The sequence below is a fragment of the Nonomuraea sp. NPDC003707 genome (genome assembly GCF_053587055.1).
Map to the genome: position 1 here is coordinate 135,994 of NZ_JBSFNK010000027.1, position 21,106 is coordinate 157,099.

Below are 21,106 nucleotides of genomic sequence, written 5' to 3' on the forward strand. Positions count from 1 at the left end.
CCCGTAGCGGGGGCGGGTTAGCGGAGGTCCGTGGACAGGGTGATCTCTTTGTTCTGCTCGATCCCGGCCGCCAGGTTCTCGATCTTCTGGGTCGCCAGTCGCAGCGCATCCGATCCGAGCAGGAGTCGCAGCGGGGCGGGAGTGCGTGAGGCTACGTCAATGATGGCTTCGGCCGCACGTACGGGGTCGCCGAGCTGATTTCCTTCCATCTTGTTGTGCTCCTCGGTCATGTCGCGAACCGCGGTGTAGGCATCGATGGTGTTCTCGGGCAGCGCGATAGATCCGCCGGTGAGGAAGCTGGTCCGGAAGTATCCGGGTTCGATGAGTGTGACCGAGATGCCGAACGGCTCGACTTCCTGCGCAAGCGCCTCGGAGAGGCCCTCTACGGCGAATTTGGTCGCGTTGTACAGACCCCATCCGGCCCCGGAGACCAGACCGAAGATGGAGGACATGTTGATGATGCGCCCCCCGCGCTGGGCGCGCATCTGCGGGAGTACGGCACGTGTCACGTTCCAGAGGCCGAAGAAGTTGATGTCGAACATCGCACGGGCCTCGGCGTCGCTCGTCTCCTCCACGGAGCCGAGCAGGCCGTACCCGGCGTTGTTGACGAGGACGTCGATGGAGCCGAAGTGCTCGACGGCTCGATGCACGGCACTGTCGATGCTGCTCGCATCGGCGAGGTCGACCTGCAGGGGAAGGAACAAGTCGCTTGAGGCCTCCTCGCCGAGGTTCTCACGCAGACGGGCGGTGTCGCGGGCGGTGGCCGCCACGCGGCGCCCGCCGGCCAAGAGCTGCTTGACCAGCTCCAGCCCGAAGCCTTGCGAGGTGCCGGTGATGAACCACGTCGTTCCTGGTGAGTTGGCGTCCGTCGTGGGCATGTCGACGCACCCTTCGAACATATAGATGGCTGGTCTGGTGGATCCGTTCGCTTCGTACGCTAATCGCCCTGAGGGAAAGTCAAAGTAACGCGCGCCTTATCACCGGGTCGTCCAAGGAGGTGGACGGTGGGGTCTGCCCTGCCCGTAGCAGTTGCGTGCTTTTCCGGGTCGGTGAATTCCGACGAAGGACATCGACGTGATCGGGCATGGGATGGAATGCCATTCGGGTAGGTGCTCACCCCCGTGCCATCCGATCCTCCTTCCTCGAATGTTGCGGCAGATGGAGGTCGTGGTTGCGGTTGCCGAGGAGGGCGGCTGGCGCGGGAGGAGATGGGCTGCCTGGTGCGGAGACGGAGCATGGCGCGCCGTGAGAGCGGACCTGCGTCGTAAGTCCCTTATCGGTACAGGTCAGGCAAAATCGGTTCGAAGCTTTCCCCCGGCCTATCGAGGACTCTTCGAGCTGACATGTACCGTCGAATCGGGACCAGCTTGCTCTGTGAGTCAATGATCCGCGCCGACACGGCGAGTCGGATACTGATATTCGATTCTTATTCACGTCGAAAAATAAAATCTGGCCAACCGTGAAACACGGGCGGAGCGGAGGTCTCGGTTGTGGAGCATTGGTCGAGGCGTGAGGACGAACGATTGCTCACCGGCGCGGGCCGCTATGTCGCCGATATGCACGTGCCGGGCTGTTTGGACGCCGCCTTTGTGAGAAGCGATGTCGCGCACGGCATATTGCGCGAGGTGGACTGCTCCGTCGCCTGTGAGGTGCCGGGTGTGGTGGGGGCCTGGTCCGCCGCGGGACTCGCGGATCTTCCCGTGTGCCCGCACTCGGCCGCCACGTTGCAGGATCTGCCTCCGGTTCCGCACACGCTGCTGGCCAAGCTGTCCACGGAAGAGGCCGTGGCCGGCCGGGAGTGGCCGGTGCTGGTCAAGGATCGGGTGCGATACTCCGGTGAGGCGCTGGCGGTGGTCGTGGGACAGGACCGCTACCAGGCCGAGGACGGGGCCGCCGAGGTCGTCTTCCAGATTGATCCCCTGCCGGCGGTGGTGTCGCCGTCAGCCGCGGCGGCTGACTCCGTTCGCCTGTTCGACGGTCTGAGCAACATCGCGTTTCTAGGGGAGGCCGGGGAGCCGATCGAGGAGTCGGTGTGGCGGGAGGCGGCGGTCGTGGTGGAGGCACGATATCGCCAGCAACTGCTGATGCCCACGCCGATGGAGTGCCGGGCCATTCTGTGCGTGCCTGGACACGACCGGCTGACCGTGTGGTCGGGGCACCAGATGCCACACCGGTTGCGCCGGGAGCTGGCCACGCTGCTGGGCTGGCCGGCCGAGCGGATACGGGTCGTGGTGCCGGACACCGGGGGCGCGTTCGGGTCGAAGAGCGCGGCGTTCCCGGAGTTCGTCGCGGTCGCCTTCCTGGCGGTGCGGCTCGGCCGTCCCGTTCGATGGGTGGAGGACCGGCTGGAGTCCATGCTGGTCGCCAGCCGGGGCCGGGGGCAGGATCAGCGGGTCCGGCTCGCCGCGGACGCCGATGGGCGCCTGCTCGCCTACGAGTTGACCATCGACGCCGACGTGGGCGCCTACCCCCACCTCGGGGTCGGCCTGCCCATGCAGACGGCCTGGATGGCGACCGGGCCGTACGCCACGCCCCGGGTTCATGCCGGCGTGCGCTCGGTGCTCACCAACACCATGGTGACCTACCCGTATCGAGGCGCGGGCCGGCCGGAGGCCGCGATCGCGCTGGAGCGGTCAATGGACGTGCTGGCCCGGCGGTTGGGGATGGATCCTGCGGAGCTGCGGCGGCGCAACTTCATCTCGCCCGACGACTTCCCGTACCAGACGCCCACTGGGCGGCGCTACGACAGCGGGAACTATGCCGCCGCGCTCGACCTGGCGCTGCAGACTCTCGATTACGACGGGTGGCGGGCCGAACAGGACCGCCGCCGGGCTGATCCTGACGCCCTGCCGGTGGGGATCGGCCTGTCCTGCTACGTGGAGCGCTCTGGAGGCGAACCCGGAGGGCTGCACGAGTTCGTCAGCGTCGAGGCGGGCGAGGACGGCACGTTCACCGCCCGATGCGGCGCCTCCCCCAGCGGCCAGAGCCACGAGACGGTCTTCCCCGCGCTGGTCGCCGAGACCCTCGGCGTGGATGCTGCGCGGGTGCGGCTGGTCGAGGGCGACACCGACGCCCAGCCCGACGGGCTGGGCTCCTTCGCCAGCCGTTCGGCGCAGGTCGACGGAGCGGCGCTGCAGCACGCCGCCACCCTGCTCATCGAGCAGGCACGCGAGCGGGCCGCAGCCCTGTGGGGGGTGCCGGCGGAGGAGGTGGCGTGGTCCCACGGCACCGTGCACCCCGTCCGGGACGGCTTGGCCGCCATGGACCTGGCCGAACTGGTGAAGGCGACCGGGCCGATGCGCGTTGACGACCGGTTCGAGGGGGGCATGGCGTTCCCGTTCGGCGCCCACGCGGCCGTGATCGAGGTCGATCCGGAGCTGGGCACCGTACGCGTGCTGCGGGTGGTGGCCGTGGACGACTGCGGACGGGTGCTCAACCCCATGGTGGTGCACGGGCAGGCCTTCGGATCGGTCGTGCAGGGCATCGGCCAGGCACTGTACGAGGGCATCCCCTTCGACCAGGACGGCGTTCCCCTGCTGGCCAACGGCCTGCTGGACTACCTGCTGCCGACGTTCACCGAGATCCCGCCCATCGAGATCAAGGACACCTGCACGCCGAGCCCCACCACACCGCTGGGTGCCAAAGGGGCGGGCGAGTCGGGCTGCATCGGCACGCCGGCGGCGATCGTCAACGCCGTGGCGGACGCGCTGCGCGTCGCCGACCCCGACCTGCTGCAGATGCCGCTCACCCCGGACGTGGTGTGGCGAGCGGCCCGCGCCCCGAAACTGGAGAAGATCCGGTGAAGCCCGCCGCCTTCGACTACGTCGCGCCGCGCACCGTGCGCGAGGCCGTCGACGCGCTCGCCGGCAACGGGCGCAAGACCCAGGTCCTGGCCGGTGGACAGAGCCTCATCCTGGAGATGCACCTGCAACGCATCCGCCCTGAACTGGTCGTCGACATCAACCGCGTCGCCGAGCTCGACCACATGGACGTGCAAATGGACGGGGACGACAGCACGGTGCGGGTCGGCGCCCTGATCCGCCACGACGCCTTCGAGTCGGAGCAGGCCGTGCCGGGCCCGCTCGGCAGGCTGTTCGCACGCGCTGTCGCCAGCATCGCCCACCCGCCCATCCGCTCCCGCGGAACCATGGTCGGCAGCCTCGCCTGGGCGCACCCCGCCTCGGAATGGTGCGCCCTCGCCCTCGCGCTCGACGCCGACCTCGAGCTGCACGGCACCGGCGGCCCACGCGAGATTTCGGCCCGCGACTACTTCCATGGGCCGTTCCAGACCGGCCGCAGGCCGGACGAGCTCATCACCGCCGTGCGGTTCCCGCTGCTCACCGGCGACACCGGGGTCGGCTTCATCGAGCACCGGCGCACGCACTTCTGCTTCGCCCAGGTGGCCGTGGCGGCGACGCTCACCGCACGCGACGGGGTGATCATCGGGGCCAGGATCGGACTCGTCAACTGCGCCGACAGGCCGGTGCGGGCCAGGGCCGCCGAGCGGGCGCTGATCGGTACCGACCTCGCGCCCCCGGCAGGACGCCGGGTGCCCGGCGACCACCCGTTCGCCCGGGCGGGCCGCATCGCCGCCGAGCAGGACGCGGCTCCCGTGGCCGAGCCGTACGCGGACGTGGAGTACCGGCGGCAGGCCATCGCCGTCCTGGTCGGCAGGACCCTGCGCGAGGCGGCGCGCGATCAGCGCGCGCGGGTCGCCGCGAGCGAGGGAGGCCACTGATGAAGATCACTCTCACGGTGAACGGCGAGCAATACCCACTCGACGTGGAGCCCCGCCGGGTGCTGGCCGACGTGCTGCGTGACGACTGCCGCCTCACCGGCACGCATCTGGGCTGCGAGCACGGCGTCTGCGGGGCGTGCACGGTGCTGGTCGACGGCCGGGCCGTGCGATCGTGCCTCATGCTGGCCGTGCAGTGCGACGGCAGCTCGGTGCGTACCGTGGAAGGGCTGGCCGGTCCCGACGGCGAGCCCCATCCCCTGCAGCGGGCCTTCTCCGCCGAGCACGCCCTGCAGTGCGGCTTCTGCACGCCGGGCTTCTTGATGGTGGCCGCCGGGGCGCTGGAGCGCGATCCCGGCATCGGCGACGACCCGGAGCGCGTCGCCGCCCTGGTCGGCTCCAACATCTGCCGGTGTACCGGCTACGAACCCATCAGACGCGCGATCACGCGCGCCGCACGCGAGTGGCCGGGCAAGCCGACCTGAGCGGGGTGCGCGGCAAGGGCCGCACCAGCCGCAGCGTCTTCCTCGGCCTGGACGCCCGCACCGCGCCGGCCGAGTGCCTCGAGCACGAACGCGGCCTCGACCTCACGCCCGAGGCGGCCGCGCCGTTTCCGGCAGCCTCCTCCATCGCCGCCCGCCGGCCCGGCGGGTGGCTGTCGCCGCGCTCGATCAACACCATCGTCGCCGAGATCGGCGCCATCCACGACTTGCAGCCGGAGCAGGCGGACGGATCCGCCGCCGTCGTCTCCAGCGAGGAACCGGCCGGAGACGCTACCGGCCAGTAACGGCACAGTGCGCAGATTCTGTTCGGCATCGATCTCCGGGCGCGGCGCGCTGACCTGTGCAAACGCCCGGCGCGGATCGAGGCATCGACGGGCCCCCGACGTGACCGCCTGGTCCCGCCGGGCCGTCGCCGAGTACATCGCGCCCGCCCCCGCCCCGGTCGCGACCGGCATCGACGGGTTCCGTCCTCAGGACACCTGACGAACCGGGCGGGCTCCCTGCGCGACGGAACCCCCGGCCGGAGCCGGGGGTTCCTCTTTTTCAAGGTCGTTTGAGGCGTGCTGCTGTTGATCGCCTGGCTGCGGTCGGTCTAGTCGGCGATCCTGGCGTATTGGTAGCTGGTCTGGCCGTTCTCGTCGCCGCTGTGCTGGCGGCCGGTCATGACCTCGTACTCGCCGGCCTTGGAGTAGCTGCTGCTTTCCCGCTGTCCCGGGGTCCAGCGGTAGGAGGTCAGTTCGACGGTCCGCCCCCACGCGGTCAGGGAGGCGGTGGCGTAGCGGGTGGGGCCGTTCTCGTCGCCGGAGTGCTGGCGGCCGACCAGGGCCTCGTTGGTCGGGGCGGCGAAGAAGGAGTTGCTTTCGCGCTGGGAGTCGCTCCAGGACGGTGTGCCAACCCTGACTTGTTGCCCGTCGATGAGGATCAGGCCGCAGTAGTAGGTGGTGTTGCCGTTCTCGTCGCCGAAGTGCTCGCGGCCGAGCAGGACCTGGTTGGTCGGGCAGGTCACGGGGATGCCGGACGATTCCTTCACCGTCTGGGTGTAGCCGTCGATGATGATGATCTCCGCCGCGTGGGCCGGGTTGGCCGGTGAGAGTCCGGCGAGGGCCAGAGTGAGGAGTGTGCCGGTGAGGAGGGCGCGGGTTGGGCGGATGTGTCGCATGGGGGTCTCCGGGTGCCTGACGGGCCATATCCATGGCAGCGTCACTAATAGTAACTAGATCATTACACTACGTATCCATGGTCATGGCAATCGGCGCCGCCCTGGGCGGGCGCACCGCAGGCGGCCGAGCCTCCGCACGCTCAGCAGCGATTGCTGTCCCAAGAACGGTCGAATGCGGGACGACCTAGATGGCCGTCCGCATACGCGGTCACGCTTGCCTTAACGAGGCGAAGCCGCGTTGTCAGCCACAGGGAGTACTCGCTCGTGTCGTGCCTTCAGGTTGTCCGACGGCGGATGACAGCGAGGCGGATCACCCACGCATCCAGCCGGGAACGTCCTGGCCGGTGATCGCGCGGTACTCGCGGGAGACCCCCGCGGAGTCGCCCGCGTAGGCAAGGTACAGCTGTGCCATGATCGTGATGATGATGTCCCGGCCGTGGTCAGGCAGGTAGCGACTGGCCGGCAAGGCGTGCAGCAGGGGTGCGACCGCTTCGCGAAACCTGGCCTCCTCCACCAACATGAGCCCGAGGACTGTCAGAGCCTGCACATACGACGGCATATGAGTAACCGAGTCGAGCTCGGCCAGCTGCGCGTACAGGACAACGGCCTCCTGCGCGAGCGGGACGGCTTCGGCGCGCCGCCCGGCCTCCGCCAGCCGAAGCGCACAGTTGCGCAGCGAGAGCGCCAGATCCGGCAGATACTCGGCCCGGTCGAGCTCCACCATCTCCCGCCACAGGGCCACCGCCTCCTCGGCGACCGGGGCCGCCTCCGCCGCCCGCCCTGCCTCGGCCAGCCGCCCGGCGTGGTTGTTCAACGCGCTCGCCAACATGGGCAGGTGAGGCGGGCGATCGAGCTCGGCCAGCTCCCGCCACGAGGCGACCGCCACTTCCGAGTACGGGAGCGCCTCGGCCCGCCGCTCCTGGCCCACGAGCCGCAGCGCGTGCCTGGATGACAGGTCCGCCAGGCTCCTCAGCGTGGACACCAGCTCAGGAAGGCGAACGGCCGGGTCCCGCCCGGCCAGCTCCCGCCGCAGCGAGACGGCCTCCGAGAAGAACCCGACCGCCTCCGCCTCGCGCCCAGGCGGGACGAGCTTGAGCGCGTAGTTGTGCAGCGAGGTAGCCAGCAGAGGTAAGTAGGCCCTCCGGTCGGAATCGGCCAGCTCCCGGCACACGTCGATCGTCTCCACCGAGAGCCGGATGGCCTCGTCCATCCGTCCGGCCTGTGCCAACAGCCCGATGTGGTTGTTCAGCGACACGGACAGGTCGGGCAGGTGGGCCGCCCGGTTGAGCTCGGCCAGCTCCCGGTACAGGGTGAGGCTCTCCTCGGAGAGGGGAAGTGCCTCGTCCAGCCGCCCTACCTCAGCCAGCCGTCCGGCGTGCCTCTCCAGGGCGGTGGCCAGGTCGGGCAGGTAGGCGGCGGGGTTGAGTGCGGCCAGCTCCCGGCCGATGGTGACGGCCTCCTCCGAGAGCAGGACCGCTTCGGCCAGCCGCCCCATGTCCGCGAGCTGGAGGGCGTGGTTGATCAACGACGGGGGCAGGTTGGGCAGGTGGGCGGCGCGATTGAGCGCCACCAGCCGCCGCCGCAGGAGAAGGGCCTCCTCGGAGTGCGGGAGCGCCTCGTCCAGCCGCCGCGCTTCGGCCAGCGAGGCAGCGTGGTTCGCCAGGGCGGTTGCCAGGTCCGGCAGGTGGGTGGCCGGGTCGGCGGCGGCCAGCTCACGCCGGAACGCGATGGCCTCTTCGAGCAGCGGGAGCCCTTCGTCCCGTCGGCCCAGCGACATCAGCCTCGTGGCCTGGTTGTTCAGGGAAGCGGCCAGGTTGGGCAGATGCCTGGCGCGGTCGAGCGCCGCCAGCTCGCGCATGATCTGGACGGCCTGCTCGCCCTCGGCGAGGGCGCGAGCGTGCAGCCCGGCATAGCCCAGGCGGATGGCCAGATCCTCGTGGACGCGGGCCTGCAGGGCGGGCTCCGTGGTGGCCGCCAGCCGATGCCTGGCGAGCCGGGAGGTCACGGCGGCGATGCCGATGTCCAGGTCGATGTGCCGGTGATCCGGCAGGACGGCCGCGATGCCCTCCAGGAGATGGGGATCGATCCCGTCCAGCGCGGCCAGGGCGGCCAGGGTGGCGCCCCCGGCCTGCAGGGCCAGCTCGGGGTACGCATCCAGCAGCGGGTACAGCTGGCCGGCGGCCAGATGCGGCCATCGGCGCGCGGCCTCCACCAGGGTGGCCAGCGCGTGGGGCGCCCACACACGGCCGGGGTCCTCCGCCGGCGCCTCCTCCGCCGGCGCGAGCAGCCGGGCCGGTGCGCCGTCGGCCCATGGGTCGGCCGGGAACTCATGAGAATGGCCGGAGGTCATCAAGGCGACGAAGTCCTCGCCCAACCGGTCCGGGTACAAGGGCTCCAAGACCGTGTCCCGCGCCCCCGGGTAGCAGACCGCGTGATCCTTGAGAAGCTGCCCTAAAGCCTCTCTGGAGTCGATCCCGGCCAGGGCCAGCGCCGCCCTCCCGTCGGCGTGGCCGAGCCGGCCGGTCAGCGTGGCGGTGTAGACGAGCTGCCCCAGTGCGTCGGGAGTCGTACGGAGCGGGTTGTCGCGAGAGGGCGCGGACATCGCCTCCCAGTGATCGCGCTCGCGGGCCAGGAGGAAGGCCGACACGGTCACGGGGTCGGCGGGCGGGGGATCACCGCGGTCGTAGGCCAGCACCGCGGCCAGTGCGGCCATGTGCACGGTCAGTACCAGCCGGTAGGCCTCGTGGCGGGCCCACGCGGGTGGCGGGTCCACATTCCCGGCGTCCGGTATCCCGAGCAGTTCGGCGAACCGGTCACGCGCGGCCTCGAACAGCCCGGCGCGCGTGACGCCGGGCCCGTCCTCCAGCGGCCCCAACTCCGTGCGGCCGGGCGTCAGGTGGACGTCACGCTGGATCCGGTACGCCAGGCCCTGCCACCAGGTGCCGGACGGGCGGGCCAGCAGCAGCACGCGTACCGGCAGCCCCGTGCCGACGCGGGTGTCGGCCAGCAGCGACAGCACGTCGGCGGTGTCCCACCGCTCGGCGTAGTCCACCACCAGCAGCACCCCGGCAGCCCGCGCCAGATCGGGAACGACGAAGGGCTCGGGCGCGGAGCGGTCGCGCCGGTGATGTGCCGCCAGCACCACCCACCCGTCTTGCTGCCATGTCCGCGCCACCTCGTGGGCCAGGCGCGTCTTGCCCTGCCCGCCCGCTCCGTGGATCAGCCGCACCGCGAGGCCTGGCCCGTCCCGCCAGTGCCGCAGGTCGTCCAGCAGGTCGCGGCGTCCGGTGAACGCGATCAGCCCGTTCGCCGCCTGCAGCAGGCCGCTGGGCCGCGCCCGCGCCTGCTCCGGCGGTGGGGCGGCGGCAGGGGCCGGCCAGAGCGCCAGCCGGTACGGCTCCCCGCCGTCATAAACGATCATGTCGCCGGCGGCCTGGTAGATGCGCGCGAACCCCGAGCCGGTTGCGTGCTGGTGAACCCGGCGCACCCCTTCTGGACCGCTCATGACGGTCATCATCGGCCGTACCCGGGACCTCGGGCAATCGCTCCTCGGCGACCGGCTCAGCGCGTTGACCACCCGTGTACATGCACAACCGGGCTCGATGGTCGATCGCAAAGGCCGGGCGTGTACCAGCCTTACGGCGTACCGTCACGGTCGTGACCTTCGCTCCCCCGACCCGGAACCGGGTCGACGTCGCCGCCGACGCCTGCAGGCGCCTCGCCACACACCTGGACCTGCCGGCGCACCAGCTCGGCGAGACCTGCCTGGCCCAGGGCGAGCGTGAGCGCCTGGCCGCCGCGCTGGAGGCGATCGAGATGGCGGTCGCCAAGGTGGCCGCGATCGCGGGCATGGGCATGGTCTCTCACGACGACGACCACGGCTGCTGATACGACGGCGCTCCAGCGTGTGTGGATCAACCCGCGCTCCGGCCGCCCTGGTACCCGATGCCGGGTCAGAGGTCCTGTGTCCGGAAGGCGTGCCCGGCCTCATGACCGTCCGGTCGTGAACACCACCAGCCGTGCGTGCTTTGCGTCTCGCAGAAGTGGCGGGACTGTACCCAGTCGTACGCGGCTGGCAACTCAGCCATGTAGTCGACGGTCTGCCACCGGATCCAGTGGCCGAGAGTGCCCTCCTCGGTCGTCTCTTATGAGGTATCAAGGGCCCGATTCGGTCATCCTCCAGCGGCAGCCCGAACCGGCGCACCCGCTCCGCCTCCTCCGCTCGCCCCGCCACCAGCAGGGCATCGGCTAGTTGGTTGGCGGCGGCCCTGTCACCTGCCTCAACCCGGCTCCGCAGTTCTTCCACTCGCCCGTGTTCGGCCAGTAGGTCGGTCAGCCGTGCGGCGGCGGGCCAGAGGCCGGCTACGCCCGCTGCTCGACCGATGAGCAAGACGTGATCATACGGACTGAGCAGCTCCAGGCCCTCGGCGTGCACCACGACAGGATCTCCATCAACCGTGGCTTCTTCGGGACCAGCCGCCGCAATCGCGGTGGCCTCGACCAGGCCACCGCCGTCGGCGCGTCCTGCCTTCGGCGGATTCGCGGGGGTCCGGGTGCGTGGGTTCTCAGGGTGTGGCGCAGAGGTTGGTGATGAGTTTGGCGAGGTCCTTGGGGGCGGTGAAGGGGTACAGGTGGTCTCCGCCGGCGATGGTGGCGGTGGTGGCGCCGGGGATGAGGGTGGCCAGGCGGGCGATGAGGCGATGGAAGGGGGGTGGGCTGGCGCTGCCCTGGATCAGGATCACCGGTGGGTGGAGGCGGGCGGCGGCCTTCGGGGTGAAGGTCCAGGCGCCGAGGGCGGGGATCTCGTCGGTGAACAGGTATCGGCAGCGGTCTTCGGCTTGGGAGACCAGGTCGGCTCCCAGGGCCTCGGTCATGGCCTGGCGGTAGGCGGGTCCGCACACGCCCGTCATGAACAGGTCGAACGCCGCCGGCAGGTCGCCCCGGGCGGTGGCACCCATCGCGGCTCCGATCGCCGCGCCGAGGGTGGCACTGATGACGTCCAGGTCCTTGGGGTCGGCCAGAGCTTCGAGCAGCGGGGGCTCGCTGAGCAGGAGCGTTCGGACCAGCTCAGGGTGGTCGAAGGCGAGCTGGAACGCGATCGTGGTGCCGGAGGAGTGGGCGAGCACGTGGGCGGGCGCCGCGTCCAGGTGCCGCAACAGTGCGGCGGCGTGCCCCGCATGGTCGCCGATGGTCAGGCCGGCCGGCGCGGGGGTACCGGTGTATCCGGCGCGCACCATGCGGATCACGCGGTAGCCGTACAACTCGGGGGTGGCGGCCAGGGGGGTGAACCAGTCGCCGGATCCGGCGGCGTGGATCAGCAACAGGGGCGCGCCGTCTCCGCCTGAGTCGGCGTAGGAGATCTCGGCGCCGTCGATGCGCAAAAAGTCGATCATGATCTTCTCCCTAGTTTCGCTAGAGGTGCCTCTAGTCATTCGCTAGAGTACTCTCTAGTGAATGACGGATCCAGTCAAGCGCGGAACACGGCGGGCCGAACAGGCGCGGGCCACCCGTCGGCGCATCATCGCCGCGGCCACCGAACTGTTCGTCACCCACGGCTACGGAGCGACGCGGCTTGACCAGGTGGCCGAGCAGTCGGGGGTCGCCACCCAGACCGTGTACTTCCACTTCGGCAACAAGCACACCCTGCTCAAAGAGGCGTTGGACGTGGCCGCCGCCGGAGACGACGAACCGGTCCCGCTGCTGGACCGCCCCTGGCTGATCCCGATCCGGCAGGAACCCGACCCACGGCAGATCATCCGGATGTGGCTGGCCAACAGCCGATCCATCCTCGAACGTGCGGCCCCGCTCATGCGCGTCGCCCGCGGCGCCACCGGCACCGACCCCGAACTGGCCGCCCAATGGCACATCAAACAGCAGCAGACCCGCGCCGCCTACGCCGTGCTCGTCCAGCTCCTGAACGACCGCGGCGCGCTCAACCCCGCCCTCACCCTGGACCACGCCCGCGACGTCGCCTTCGTCCTGGCCAACATCGACAGCTACCTGGGCTACAGCGACATCTGCGGCTGGACCTTCGACCAATGGCAACACCAAACCACCCAGGTCCTCATCGCCGCCCTCCTACCAGGCGAGGGCGGCGGTGCAGTCCGGAACGCAGGTGAAGCCTGAGCGGACCTGGGTGTCGCGGGACCGATGGACCTGGGAGGCGATCTTGGTGAAGATCGGGCTTTCGGGGACGCCGTGGCGCGCACACGAACGCCCATCTCCAACGCCTGCCGCTGGGTGAGGATCTGCCCGGCCACGTTCGGATGGGCCGCGCTCCACGCTTGGGCGGCCACGGGAGTGGCGAAGAGGTTGATGCTGCCTTCCTGACCTGGCTGGACGATCACCACACCCGCCTCGGCGGCTGCACCCAAGCCGACCTGAACGCTTGGCACGCCACCGCCTTCCTGGCCCGACGACCCGCCCAGGCGTTCCTACGCTGGTGCACGACCACCGGTCACATGCCCAAACTGACCATCCCGACCCGCAGCACCCTCAACCCAGCGCCGATCAGCCAGCGGCAACGACTCGCCCTGATTCGCAAGGCCCTCAGCGACGAGAGCATCCCCGAGCGCGACCGGATCATCGCCCTGCTCGTCCTGCTCTACGCCCAGCCCATCAGCCGCATCCTCCGACTCACCCTCGACGACCTCACCCGCGACGGCGACCAGGCCCTCCTCCGCCTCGGGGATCCGCCCTCACCCGTCCCCGAACACTACGGTGGGGTGGCCCGTAGGTGAGGGCCTTCGGGCCACCCGGTTCGGGCTCAGGAGGTCGGATCGTCGGGTGCCTCTTCGACCGAAGGCGCCTCGGCCGAGGGCTCCAGGGTCTCAGTGCCGTCCGGCGCTATGGCGACCCGGGGTGAGCCGGTGAGGTTCCAGACGTAGTCGCCCTTGCCGTCGTTGTTGATGTTGTAGATGATCCTCCCGTCGGCGGTCCACCCGCCGTTGAGAGACGAGTTGTAGTACGCGTAGCAGTCCCACATCACGCCCTCGGAGTCGCTGATGCTGTTGAGATCGCTCGTCCAGTCGCACTGCTCGTTCCCGTAGATGACGTCGTTGCGCTCGACGCGTGCCTCCGCGATGAACTTGTCGAACCGCTTGCCGCCCAGGAACGACCCTGACCAGTTGATGCTGAGCATGCCCGTTTTCTGATTGTTGCCCGTACCCCTGGTGTAGATGCACATTTCGGCGCCCACCCACACGTCCGGCTTTCCGGGCAGTGAGAAGGTCTTCTCCTGCGGCGAGGAGCAGGCGGACGCCGCCCACGCGCCGGTCGTGGGTGTAATGGTGAGGCTGGCGATGAAGAGTGTGCCGATAGCGGCAATCCGCGCAATCGTCCGGACCATGGAGCCCTACCCTTCTCGAGGGTCGCGCGTCGGGCGACCACGTTGATCATTTGTCCGAAAGGTAGATCACGAAGAGAAACCACGCCAGACCCTATTCTTTAGTGGAACGAACTATTTCCAGATGGACTTCTTGGGAACGGTGCAGAGGCCCGAATGGCCCTCCGGTGCCGCTGTTGCCGTGGTCCCGCGGGGGTGGCCCACAGCGCGGGGAGACCGGGGCTCACTGAACCGCTCCGAGCTCCTGCACCGCCGCCCTCGTCGCCCGAGCACGGCGACGCCTGCTCATGGGCGGCACCCCGATGGAGAACAACGCCAGGGAATTTCTCAACGTGATCGAGCTGGCCACCCGGACAAGGGACGTGGGCTCCGGCTGCGGCACCGTTCTCAACCACAACGGCAGCCCTCCGGCGGGCTACGCGGCGCTGATGTACAGCTCGCCCGACGGCGCCAAGACCCTGACCGCCTCGCTAACCGCGGGCGACGCCGCATTCGACCTCACCACTTATCCCAAGCTGCTGGACGGGCTCGTCAAGACGGCGTTCTGCGGCCAGCAGGCCGCAAGCTGACCAGGCCGTGCCGACGGCAGTGGCCGTCGGCACGATGCCGGTGACAGTCGCCGAAGTACTACCACTTCAAGCGCGGGATCACCTGGCTCAACGCGGTCAACGACCAGGTCGCCGGGATCGGGCAGATGGTCGTGCCGGGCACCCCGCGCGACTCGCCGCACATCCTGGACACCCTGCTGAACCTGGACGCCGGCGCGCGGCCGGAGATGGTCGCCACCGACAACGTCTCGTACTCCGACATGGTGTTCGGGCTGTTCTCGCTGCTCGGCTACAACTTCTCGCCCCGCTTCCGGGACCTGGCCGATCAGCGGTTCTGGCGGGCCGAGCTGCCCGGGGTGGCCACCGGCGGTTACGGGCCGCTGGAGCCGCTGGCCCGTAACCGGGTCAACCTGGGCAAGGTGGTCACGCACTGGCCGGACATGCTGCGGGTGGCCGGCTCCCTGGTGACCGGGCAGGTCCGCGCCTACGACCTGCTGCGGATGTTCGGCCGCGAAGGCCGCCCGACCCCGCTGGGGCAGGCGTTCGCCGAGTACGGGCGGATCGCCAAGACCCTGCACCTGCTGCGGGCGGTCGACCCGGTGGACGACACCTACCGGCGGCAGATGAACCGTCAGCTCACCGTCCAGGAGCCCAGGCACAAGCTCGCCCGCGACATCTGCCACGGCAAGCGTGGGCAGATCATGCAGGCCTACCGGACGGGGCAGGAGGACCAGCTCGGCGCGCTCGGCCTGGTGCTGAACGCCGCGGTGCTGTGGACCACCCGCTACCTGGACGCCGCCGTCGCCGAGCTGCGGGCCCTGCCCGCCGACCAGCGCGAGCACCAGGTGCTGGACGAGGACGTGGCCCGGCTCTGCCCGCTGCGGCACGCCAACCTGAACGTGCTGGACCGCTACAGCTTCCGCGGCTCCACCCCTGCCGGCGGCGTGCTTCGGCCCCTGCGCGACCCGGCCGAGGACTCCCGTCCGGTCTGTGCCTCAGCTGGCGCACGCGCAGCCGGCGGCGGCCTTCGCCTCGGCCGGGCTCTGGGCCGGGTCGAGGGCTTCCTCGTCCGGGGTGCAGCAGGCGGTGGTACCGCAGCAGGCCTCCGATGCGCTGTCGGCGCTCTTTTCTCCGCGGTGGTGAGGGTCCGCCCGCGATGGCGGCTGTGAAAATCGCTGTTGTTGGAACGCAGTGATAGAGATTCAGGGTGACAATGACACTCGAGTTCCCCGTTCTGCTGCGACTGATCGACGAACGGTCGACTGCCTTCCGCGCCGCGGTCGCCTCCGCGCCCAGCCTCGACGTACAGGTGCCGACCTGCCCCGAGTGGACGCTGTTCGATCTGGCGCAGCACATCGGCGAGGGGCGCCGCGACTGGGCCGCCACCGTCGCCGCAGGGCCTGCTCCGGCCAAGTCCGCAGCGGAGGGCGCCCCGGCTGCGCCTCGGGAGCGCGAGGCCCTGCTGGCCTGGTTGGCGGAGTCCACGGAGCAACTGCTGGACGCATTGCGGAAGGCCGGCCCGGATCGCGGTTGCTGGACGTGGTGGGAGACATCGCAGTCGCCGCAGACCTCCGGTGCCGTAGCTCGGCACCAGCTCCAGCAGATGGCGGTGCACACGTACGACGCCCAGATCACCGTAGGTGCCCCGCAGCCGCTGCCGGACGAGGTGGCGCTCGACGGTGTCGACGAGTTCCTGTCCACCTGCGTCGCAACGACAAGTGCCTGGCCGCACGAGCCCGCTGCCGTCGACTTCCACGCCTCCGAGGGCCGCTCCTGGCGCCTCTCGCTCTCCGCCGACGGCGCACGGACCGCCCGCCTCCCCGGGCCCGGCACCGTGCCGGCCACCGCTGCCGGCCAGGACCCGAACGCGGCCGCCGCCTTCTTCTCCGCTCGGGGCACGGCCAGCGAGCTGGTCCTCATCCTGCACGACCGTATCCCGATCAACTCCCTGAAGCTCGACGGCGACCGGCGTCTCTTCGAGCAGCTCAGCGCCTGGGAGCCGGATGAGTAGGACGTGACGATGTGCCACCTCGTACGCCCCGGGGCATGCCTCCCGCCAACGGCTACAACCACGCAGTGGTGGCCTCGGGGCCGCGGGGGGAGCAGACCGTCACGGCTGCGAAGCGGCTGACCAAGGCGGCGGCTCACAAGCTGATCGGTGCGCCTGGTCGGCACCTGACGCCGTCAGTTCTCAGCGCCGTCCTCGTCGTCATCGGGTCCGGCCGCGTCCGGGTCGCGCAGCGGGCGCAGGGTGCCGCCCGCCGGCTGGGTGGGGGTGAAGCTGTAGCGGCCCAGGACGTTGAGGTTCTTGTGCTTGAGCGGGGACAGCCGGGCCACGTCCTCGTCACGGATCTCATGACCCTCCGCGCGAAGCTGGACGACGACGGCGTCGATGTAGCGGGTCGTCCAGAGCACCACGGCGTTCAGGACCAGGCCGAGTGAGCCGAGCCGGTCCTCCATCCCGTCCCGGTACGCCTGGTGGATGGTGCCCTTCTTGCCGTGGCAGATGTCGCGGGCGAGCTTGTGCCGGGACTCCTGGACGCACATCTCGAGAGCGAAGCCGAGCCGGTTGTGATCACCACGCCGCTTCGCGATCCGGCCGGGCAGAGCTGGAGGCGTGGCGCGGCCGGTTGGAGGAACTGGGCGAGTCGCACGGCGGCATCGTCACCGGCGCCGTCGGCCACGTACTGGTCGGGCTGCACGACCCCGACGGCATCGAGATCCGCCTCTACAGCCCGCACCCTTAACCCGGCCAGGGCTCCGACCAGCAAGGACCTCGGCCATGACGTTCGATCCCGGAGGCTACCTGCTCATCTCCCGCGCACACTACTCCACCCCCATCAACACCATCGCGACTCGAGGAGGGGCCCAGCATGGCCTCATCACCCCGCCCACATCCCGCAACCTCTCCAACGCTGCGCCGAGCACCATGACTGTGATCGCGGCCGGTCTGGCCGGTGCGCTGACCGTGCGATGCGCGATGGCCGGAACCCTCACGGCCACGGCTGCCCAGGCGAACGTGATCCAGGCCAATTGCAGCTATGCCAACAACCAGCGATGGTGGCTGCCTGGCGGCACGTACGGTTCCGGATACCAGATGGTAGTCGCCAAGCACAGCGACAAGTGCCTTGACGTAGCCTGGGCCAGCTACGCCGACGGCGCCAACATCCTCCAGTCCTCCTGCTGGAACGGCGCCAACCAGCAGTGGTTACTGAGCCCCTTCTGAGGCTCGGGCACCGCTGACGGGCATCGCCTTGGTGCCGGTCACGTAAGCCGGAGTGAAAGGTGAAGCCCTTGAATCCCCGCTCAGGGGGTCCAAGGGCTTTCGCTCCATCGGGCAGGGCGTCCGGCTTCGCGGAGCTGATGACGCCGTCGCCCCCTGCGTCTGAGCTCCGTCACGATCATCTACGCGGCGCCGACCGCAAGCTCCGCCACGGCATGACGCGCCCCGCTGCTCGCGCAGCCACCGCTGCAACTCGGGGACGGCGGTGTGAGCACCTCGGTCAGTGTTAGAACAGGCCGACAGCCACTGCGCCTCCGAAGCGCTCACCCGCCAGGGTTTGCCCCACCAGCGCCGGATTCCCCTCGCTCTCCTGCGCGGGAACCAATCTGGCGGAATAAAGTACCAGACGCCCAGAGCGGCGATCAGGCGGACGTTGGCCGCCGCGATCGTCTCGCCGCGCAGGTAGCCCTGGTCGACCTGGAGCAGCCGGGCCCGGGTGAGCGCGGGCACGTTCGGTTTCTCGATCGGGACCAGGCCGACGTTGCACGCCTCGGCCACGATCAGCGCAGCCAGGCTGACGCCGAAGTCCTCTATGGGTGAGTCGGCGCCGGAGATGTGGGTGAAGTTGGCGGGCAGGCCGGTGCCGTCGGCGTACTGGGTTGTTTGCTCAGTCGTGTACGGATGAACGTACCCAGCTTCTCGTTCGAACATCGCTTCGCGAGCGATGCCAGATGAGACGCGAGCCGCCAACGGCTGGGGGTGGCGTCGGCCGGCTCGACCGCCCGTCGCGCTGACCACGAAGGCCATCGCGCAGATCGGTAACGAACGGCTTGGCCGGGCGGGGATGTCCGTCGACCTGTCGAACATCCCCGCCCACGATCAGAACCTCGTACTCGCCAGGATGTGGCACCTGCACGCGGAACGTGCGGACTGACGCCGCGGTCAGGCCGGCACAGGTGTCGGCTTGTTGATGAGCGCGATGTTCATCCAGAAGCCGGCCGAGGCAAGCACCATCATCAGGGTGGCCATCGCCTTGTCGTCGTAGTGCTTCGCGACCTTGATGTACAGGTCGTCCGGTACCCGTTCCTCGCCACGCGCGCCGGGCTGGAAAACGGCGTCGGTCAGCGCCAGTGCGGCCTGCTCGGCGTCGGTGAAGTACGGCGCGTCCCGCCAGGTCGCCACGGCGGCGATCCTGGCCTCGGACTCGCCTGCCTTACGCAGGTCGGCCGAGTGCCGCATCACCTGGTAGGTGCTGCCGACGATCTGGCCGGCACGCAGGTAGACCAGGCTGGTCGTGGTTGCCGGCACCGAGCCGTTGCCGGTGGCCTTGACCATCGCGCCGGCCAACTCCTGGATCTCGGGCAGGTGTGTGTTGGCGTCGGGGATCCGTGGTCCCACGGTGTCCTCCATAGTGCTCGGGAAATGTTGTCGCCCCTATGAGCCCTCGCGTGCCGTCGATGTGACAGGCGGCGGAGGAATCCCGGCGGCGTCGGCGAACTGGCGGACCCGCTCGGGGTCGCGGAGCCCGTCGATGGCGACGATCCGGTCGCCCGCGACGGTGAATACCAGCGCAGCGAACGGCTGGTCGTCGACGGTGATCAACGCGCCGACCGCGTCGTTGACCAGCACAGGTTGCAGCCGCCCGCCGTGCGGGCCGCGGGCTTGCTCGGCCACGGCCGCCGCGCCGCGGACGACGACACGCTGCCCGTCGGCCCCGAAGTCGGAGGTCAGGACGACATCGGGATCGAGGATCTGGACCAGGGCGTCGAAGTCACCGCCCCGTGAGGCCGCGTAGAAGGCGTCGACCACTTGCCGCTGCCGCACCAGATGCGCGTCGGGCGATGGGATCTCGGCGCCGTTCACCCGCCGCCGTGCCCGGCTGGCCAGCTGCCGCGCGGCGGCCGGCGTGCGGCCCACGATCCCGGCGATCTCGTCGAACGGCAGCTCGAACATGTCGTGCAGCACGAACGCCAACCGCTCGGCCGGACTAAGCCGGTCGAGCACCACGAGCAGGGCCAGCCCCACCGAGTCGGCCAGCAACGCCTCCTGCTCGGGGTCAAGATTGCCGTCCAGGATCACGACCGGCTCGGGCAGGCGCGACTCCTCCCGCCGCTGCCGCCGGGAACGCAGCGTGTGCAGGCATTCCCGGGCCACAACGGTGGTCAGCCAGCCGCCGAGGTTGTCGATCTGGTCGGCGTCGGACCGGCAGAGTCGCAGCCAGGCGTCCTGGACGGCGTCCTCGGCCTCGGCCATCGAACCCAGCATTCGGTAGGCCGCCGCCCGCAGCCGGGGCCGGTGCTGCTCGAAACGCCCGGCCAGCCACTCGGTCTCCTCCATCGGTCACATCATCCCCTCGTCAAGGCTCAAGGACATGAACCCGCGAAGGCGCCGAATGTGACAGGAGACCGGCTCAGGAACATCGAACAAGCGACTGAGGTCGCCTGAGCTGGTGCACATATCTCCGTACTTGGTGGAGCACTCAAAGAAGTACGCGGACAGGTGCGGTCGAACACCTCCAGCAGCAGCTCGGGGAAGTCCGGCCGGGGCAGCATGTCGTCCAGCAGCTCGCGCAGCTCCTTCATCAGCGGCGGTTCCTCGGCCGCGCCGAGCTTGTCCATCTGCAGCCGGCCGCCGACGAACTGCACCGCGGTGTTGGCGCCGAGCCCGGCCAGGACCCGGGCATAGGCGCCCTCCAGCGCGCCGGCGAGCTCGGCCAGATGCCCAGCGGGTTCGATCTCCAGCTCCAGCGAGGTGAGGATGCGCGGACGCGCCTGCTGCCACGCATCCCCGTCCAGCAGCCGGGCCCGCGGGTCGCTCCACCGCTCCGCCCCGTCGGCGAACACATCGCGCCGCCGCAGCGCCTGGTGCAGGTGCATGATCGCGCACAGCACGAACGCGGCCTTGTCGATCTGCCCGTCGGGCAGGTCCGGGTTGCGGTAGACCAGCGGCCGCCACGACCCGCTGATCCGTTGCTCGTACGCGGCGATGTCGCCGGGTGCGTAGCGGCGGCGGTTCTTGGCCATCGCCGCGGCGGTGCGCACCATCGCCAAGACCGCCGTGCCGGCCTCGACGGCGCGAAAGCGGATCACCTCCAGCAGCAGCTCGATGAAGCCCCTGCACCGTGCGGTAGCGCTTGACCAGCTCGGCCCGCCACTGCGCGGCCGCGTCATCGTCGGTGGCAGGCACGAAGGCCGCGACCGTCTCCACCGCCGAGCCAGCTTGTCCCGCGGCACCACCTCCTCGATGGCCTTCCACCCCTCCACCAGCGACACCAGCCGATCCTCGGTCGCCTCCGGCGCCGACATCAGCACCTCCACCGCCGAGGCCATCGTGCGCGCCGCCTTGCGCAGATTCGGGAACGTGCGCAGCTGCTCGGCCTTGCCCGCCCGCTCCGCCCGGGCCAGCAGGTTGGAGGTCGGCCGCTGCTGCGGCGTTCCCTGCCAGCGGCGTGCTGTGGAGCAACAACAAGGACAACAACGGCTTGGTCGGTATGTGGAACACCGGCCCCACCGGAACGGTCTCCGGGGACTCCTACTGGCCTATCGACTGCACGAGCCGGGACTCGTGCGCGACCCGCGGGGACCTGTGGTACC

The 21,106-nt window shown here is 69.9% G+C and carries 20 protein-coding genes and 2 pseudogenes; 12 read left to right on the forward strand and 10 right to left on the reverse strand.

Annotated features, from left to right (window positions below):
• Nucleotides 1–17: 17 nt before the first annotated feature.
• Nucleotides 18–878 (reverse strand): oxidoreductase, encoded by an 861-nt coding sequence (locus ACWDRB_RS46835; protein WP_449905379.1) that lies wholly within the window; start codon nt 876–878, stop codon nt 18–20.
• 711 nt (nt 879–1,589) lie between these two features.
• Between ACWDRB_RS46835 and ACWDRB_RS46840 the strand changes: the two genes are divergently transcribed.
• Genes ACWDRB_RS46840 through ACWDRB_RS46855 form a run of 4 tightly spaced genes read left to right on the forward strand, consistent with a single transcriptional unit; the run spans nt 1,590 to nt 5,522 of the window.
• Nucleotides 1,590–3,803 (forward strand): xanthine dehydrogenase family protein molybdopterin-binding subunit, encoded by a 2,214-nt coding sequence (locus tag ACWDRB_RS46840; RefSeq protein WP_449905381.1) that lies wholly within the window; start codon nt 1,590–1,592, stop codon nt 3,801–3,803.
• The gene (locus tag ACWDRB_RS46845; protein ID WP_449905383.1) at nt 3,800–4,738 is read left to right on the forward strand and encodes an FAD binding domain-containing protein; all 939 of its coding nucleotides are present in this window, start codon (nt 3,800–3,802) and stop codon (nt 4,736–4,738) included. Before ACWDRB_RS46840 ends, ACWDRB_RS46845 begins: the two co-directional genes overlap by 4 nt.
• The gene (locus ACWDRB_RS46850; protein ID WP_350742241.1) at nt 4,738–5,220 is read left to right on the forward strand and encodes a (2Fe-2S)-binding protein; all 483 of its coding nucleotides are present in this window, start codon (nt 4,738–4,740) and stop codon (nt 5,218–5,220) included. The genes ACWDRB_RS46845 and ACWDRB_RS46850 overlap by 1 nt, the downstream gene beginning before the upstream one ends.
• Nucleotides 5,199–5,522 carry a hypothetical protein gene (locus ACWDRB_RS46855; protein WP_449905385.1) on the forward strand — a complete coding sequence of 108 codons (324 nt, stop codon included), beginning with the start codon at nt 5,199–5,201 and terminating at the stop codon, nt 5,520–5,522. Before ACWDRB_RS46850 ends, ACWDRB_RS46855 begins: the two co-directional genes overlap by 22 nt.
• A 308-nt stretch (nt 5,523–5,830) precedes the next feature.
• Here ACWDRB_RS46855 and ACWDRB_RS46860 read toward each other — a convergent pair whose 3' ends face one another.
• Complete coding sequence (locus ACWDRB_RS46860; protein WP_449905387.1) at nt 5,831–6,397, reverse strand: hypothetical protein; 567 nt, start codon at nt 6,395–6,397, stop codon at nt 5,831–5,833.
• A 310-nt stretch (nt 6,398–6,707) separates the two neighbouring features.
• Nucleotides 6,708–9,902: a tetratricopeptide repeat protein gene (locus ACWDRB_RS46865; protein WP_449905389.1), complete on the reverse strand. Its 3,195-nt coding sequence runs from the start codon at nt 9,900–9,902 to the stop codon at nt 6,708–6,710.
• A 152-nt stretch (nt 9,903–10,054) separates the two neighbouring features.
• Here ACWDRB_RS46865 and ACWDRB_RS46870 point away from each other — a divergent pair, with 152 nt between their 5' ends.
• Nucleotides 10,055–10,285, forward strand: coding sequence for a hypothetical protein (locus ACWDRB_RS46870; RefSeq protein ID WP_449905391.1), 231 nt, complete (start codon nt 10,055–10,057; stop codon nt 10,283–10,285).
• Between the two features lie 677 nt (nt 10,286–10,962).
• Here the strand turns inward: ACWDRB_RS46870 and ACWDRB_RS46875 are convergent.
• Complete coding sequence (locus ACWDRB_RS46875) at nt 10,963–11,790, reverse strand: alpha/beta fold hydrolase (RefSeq protein ID WP_449905393.1); 828 nt, start codon at nt 11,788–11,790, stop codon at nt 10,963–10,965.
• A gap of 61 nt (nt 11,791–11,851) precedes the next feature.
• On the opposite strand from ACWDRB_RS46875, the gene ACWDRB_RS46880 reads away from it, so the two are divergent.
• Together ACWDRB_RS46880 and ACWDRB_RS46885 are read left to right on the forward strand one after the other, a co-directional pair.
• Nucleotides 11,852–12,523, forward strand: a complete 672-nt coding sequence (locus ACWDRB_RS46880) for a TetR/AcrR family transcriptional regulator (RefSeq protein ID WP_449905395.1) — start codon at nt 11,852–11,854, stop codon at nt 12,521–12,523.
• A gap of 335 nt (nt 12,524–12,858) precedes the next feature.
• The gene (locus tag ACWDRB_RS46885) at nt 12,859–13,137 is read left to right on the forward strand and encodes a hypothetical protein (RefSeq protein ID WP_449905397.1); all 279 of its coding nucleotides are present in this window, start codon (nt 12,859–12,861) and stop codon (nt 13,135–13,137) included.
• Between the two features lie 26 nt (nt 13,138–13,163).
• On the opposite strand, the gene ACWDRB_RS46890 is transcribed toward ACWDRB_RS46885, so the two are convergent.
• On the reverse strand, nt 13,164–13,745 hold the full coding sequence (locus ACWDRB_RS46890; protein WP_449905399.1) for a hypothetical protein: 582 nt from the start codon (nt 13,743–13,745) through the stop codon (nt 13,164–13,166).
• Nucleotides 13,746–14,029: 284 nt separating this feature from the next.
• Here ACWDRB_RS46890 and ACWDRB_RS46895 point away from each other — a divergent pair, with 284 nt between their 5' ends.
• The 3 genes and pseudogenes from ACWDRB_RS46895 (at nt 14,030) to ACWDRB_RS46905 (ending at nt 16,301) form a co-directional block, all read left to right on the forward strand.
• Entirely contained in the window at nt 14,030–14,311 is a 282-nt protein-coding gene (locus tag ACWDRB_RS46895) for a hypothetical protein (protein ID WP_449905401.1), read from the forward strand.
• A gap of 47 nt (nt 14,312–14,358) precedes the next feature.
• A pseudogene (locus tag ACWDRB_RS46900) lies at nt 14,359–15,261 on the forward strand (Tn3 family transposase); the annotation flags it as partial.
• 242 nt (nt 15,262–15,503) lie between these two features.
• The gene (locus ACWDRB_RS46905; RefSeq protein WP_449905476.1) at nt 15,504–16,301 is read left to right on the forward strand and encodes a maleylpyruvate isomerase N-terminal domain-containing protein; all 798 of its coding nucleotides are present in this window, start codon (nt 15,504–15,506) and stop codon (nt 16,299–16,301) included.
• A 173-nt stretch (nt 16,302–16,474) separates the two neighbouring features.
• Here the strand turns inward: ACWDRB_RS46905 and ACWDRB_RS46910 are convergent.
• Nucleotides 16,475–16,840 (reverse strand): annotated as a pseudogene (locus ACWDRB_RS46910) (Tn3 family transposase); the annotation flags it as partial.
• A gap of 232 nt (nt 16,841–17,072) precedes the next feature.
• On the opposite strand from ACWDRB_RS46910, the gene ACWDRB_RS46915 reads away from it, so the two are divergent.
• Nucleotides 17,073–17,516 (forward strand): RICIN domain-containing protein, encoded by a 444-nt coding sequence (locus ACWDRB_RS46915; RefSeq protein WP_449905403.1) that lies wholly within the window; start codon nt 17,073–17,075, stop codon nt 17,514–17,516.
• Here ACWDRB_RS46915 and ACWDRB_RS46920 read toward each other — a convergent pair.
• Nucleotides 17,499–18,224, reverse strand: a complete 726-nt coding sequence (locus tag ACWDRB_RS46920; RefSeq protein ID WP_449905405.1) for a Tn3 family transposase — start codon at nt 18,222–18,224, stop codon at nt 17,499–17,501. The genes ACWDRB_RS46915 and ACWDRB_RS46920 overlap by 18 nt on opposite strands.
• Before the next feature lie 13 nt (nt 18,225–18,237).
• On the opposite strand from ACWDRB_RS46920, the gene ACWDRB_RS46925 reads away from it, so the two are divergent.
• Nucleotides 18,238–18,447 (forward strand): hypothetical protein, encoded by a 210-nt coding sequence (locus tag ACWDRB_RS46925; RefSeq protein WP_449905407.1) that lies wholly within the window; start codon nt 18,238–18,240, stop codon nt 18,445–18,447.
• An 8-nt stretch (nt 18,448–18,455) separates the two neighbouring features.
• Here ACWDRB_RS46925 and ACWDRB_RS46930 read toward each other — a convergent pair whose 3' ends face one another.
• From ACWDRB_RS46930 to ACWDRB_RS46940, 3 genes are read right to left on the reverse strand one after another with little or no spacing between them, the layout of a single operon-like run.
• On the reverse strand, nt 18,456–18,911 hold the full coding sequence (locus ACWDRB_RS46930; protein ID WP_449905409.1) for a carboxymuconolactone decarboxylase family protein: 456 nt from the start codon (nt 18,909–18,911) through the stop codon (nt 18,456–18,458).
• Nucleotides 18,912–18,947: 36 nt separating this feature from the next.
• A complete protein-coding gene (locus ACWDRB_RS46935; protein WP_449905411.1) occupies nt 18,948–19,850 on the reverse strand; it encodes a sigma-70 family RNA polymerase sigma factor in 903 nt (300 codons plus the stop codon).
• A 26-nt stretch (nt 19,851–19,876) separates the two neighbouring features.
• Entirely contained in the window at nt 19,877–20,842 is a 966-nt protein-coding gene (locus ACWDRB_RS46940; RefSeq protein ID WP_449905413.1) for a hypothetical protein, read from the reverse strand.
• Nucleotides 20,843–21,106: the final 264 nt, after the last annotated feature.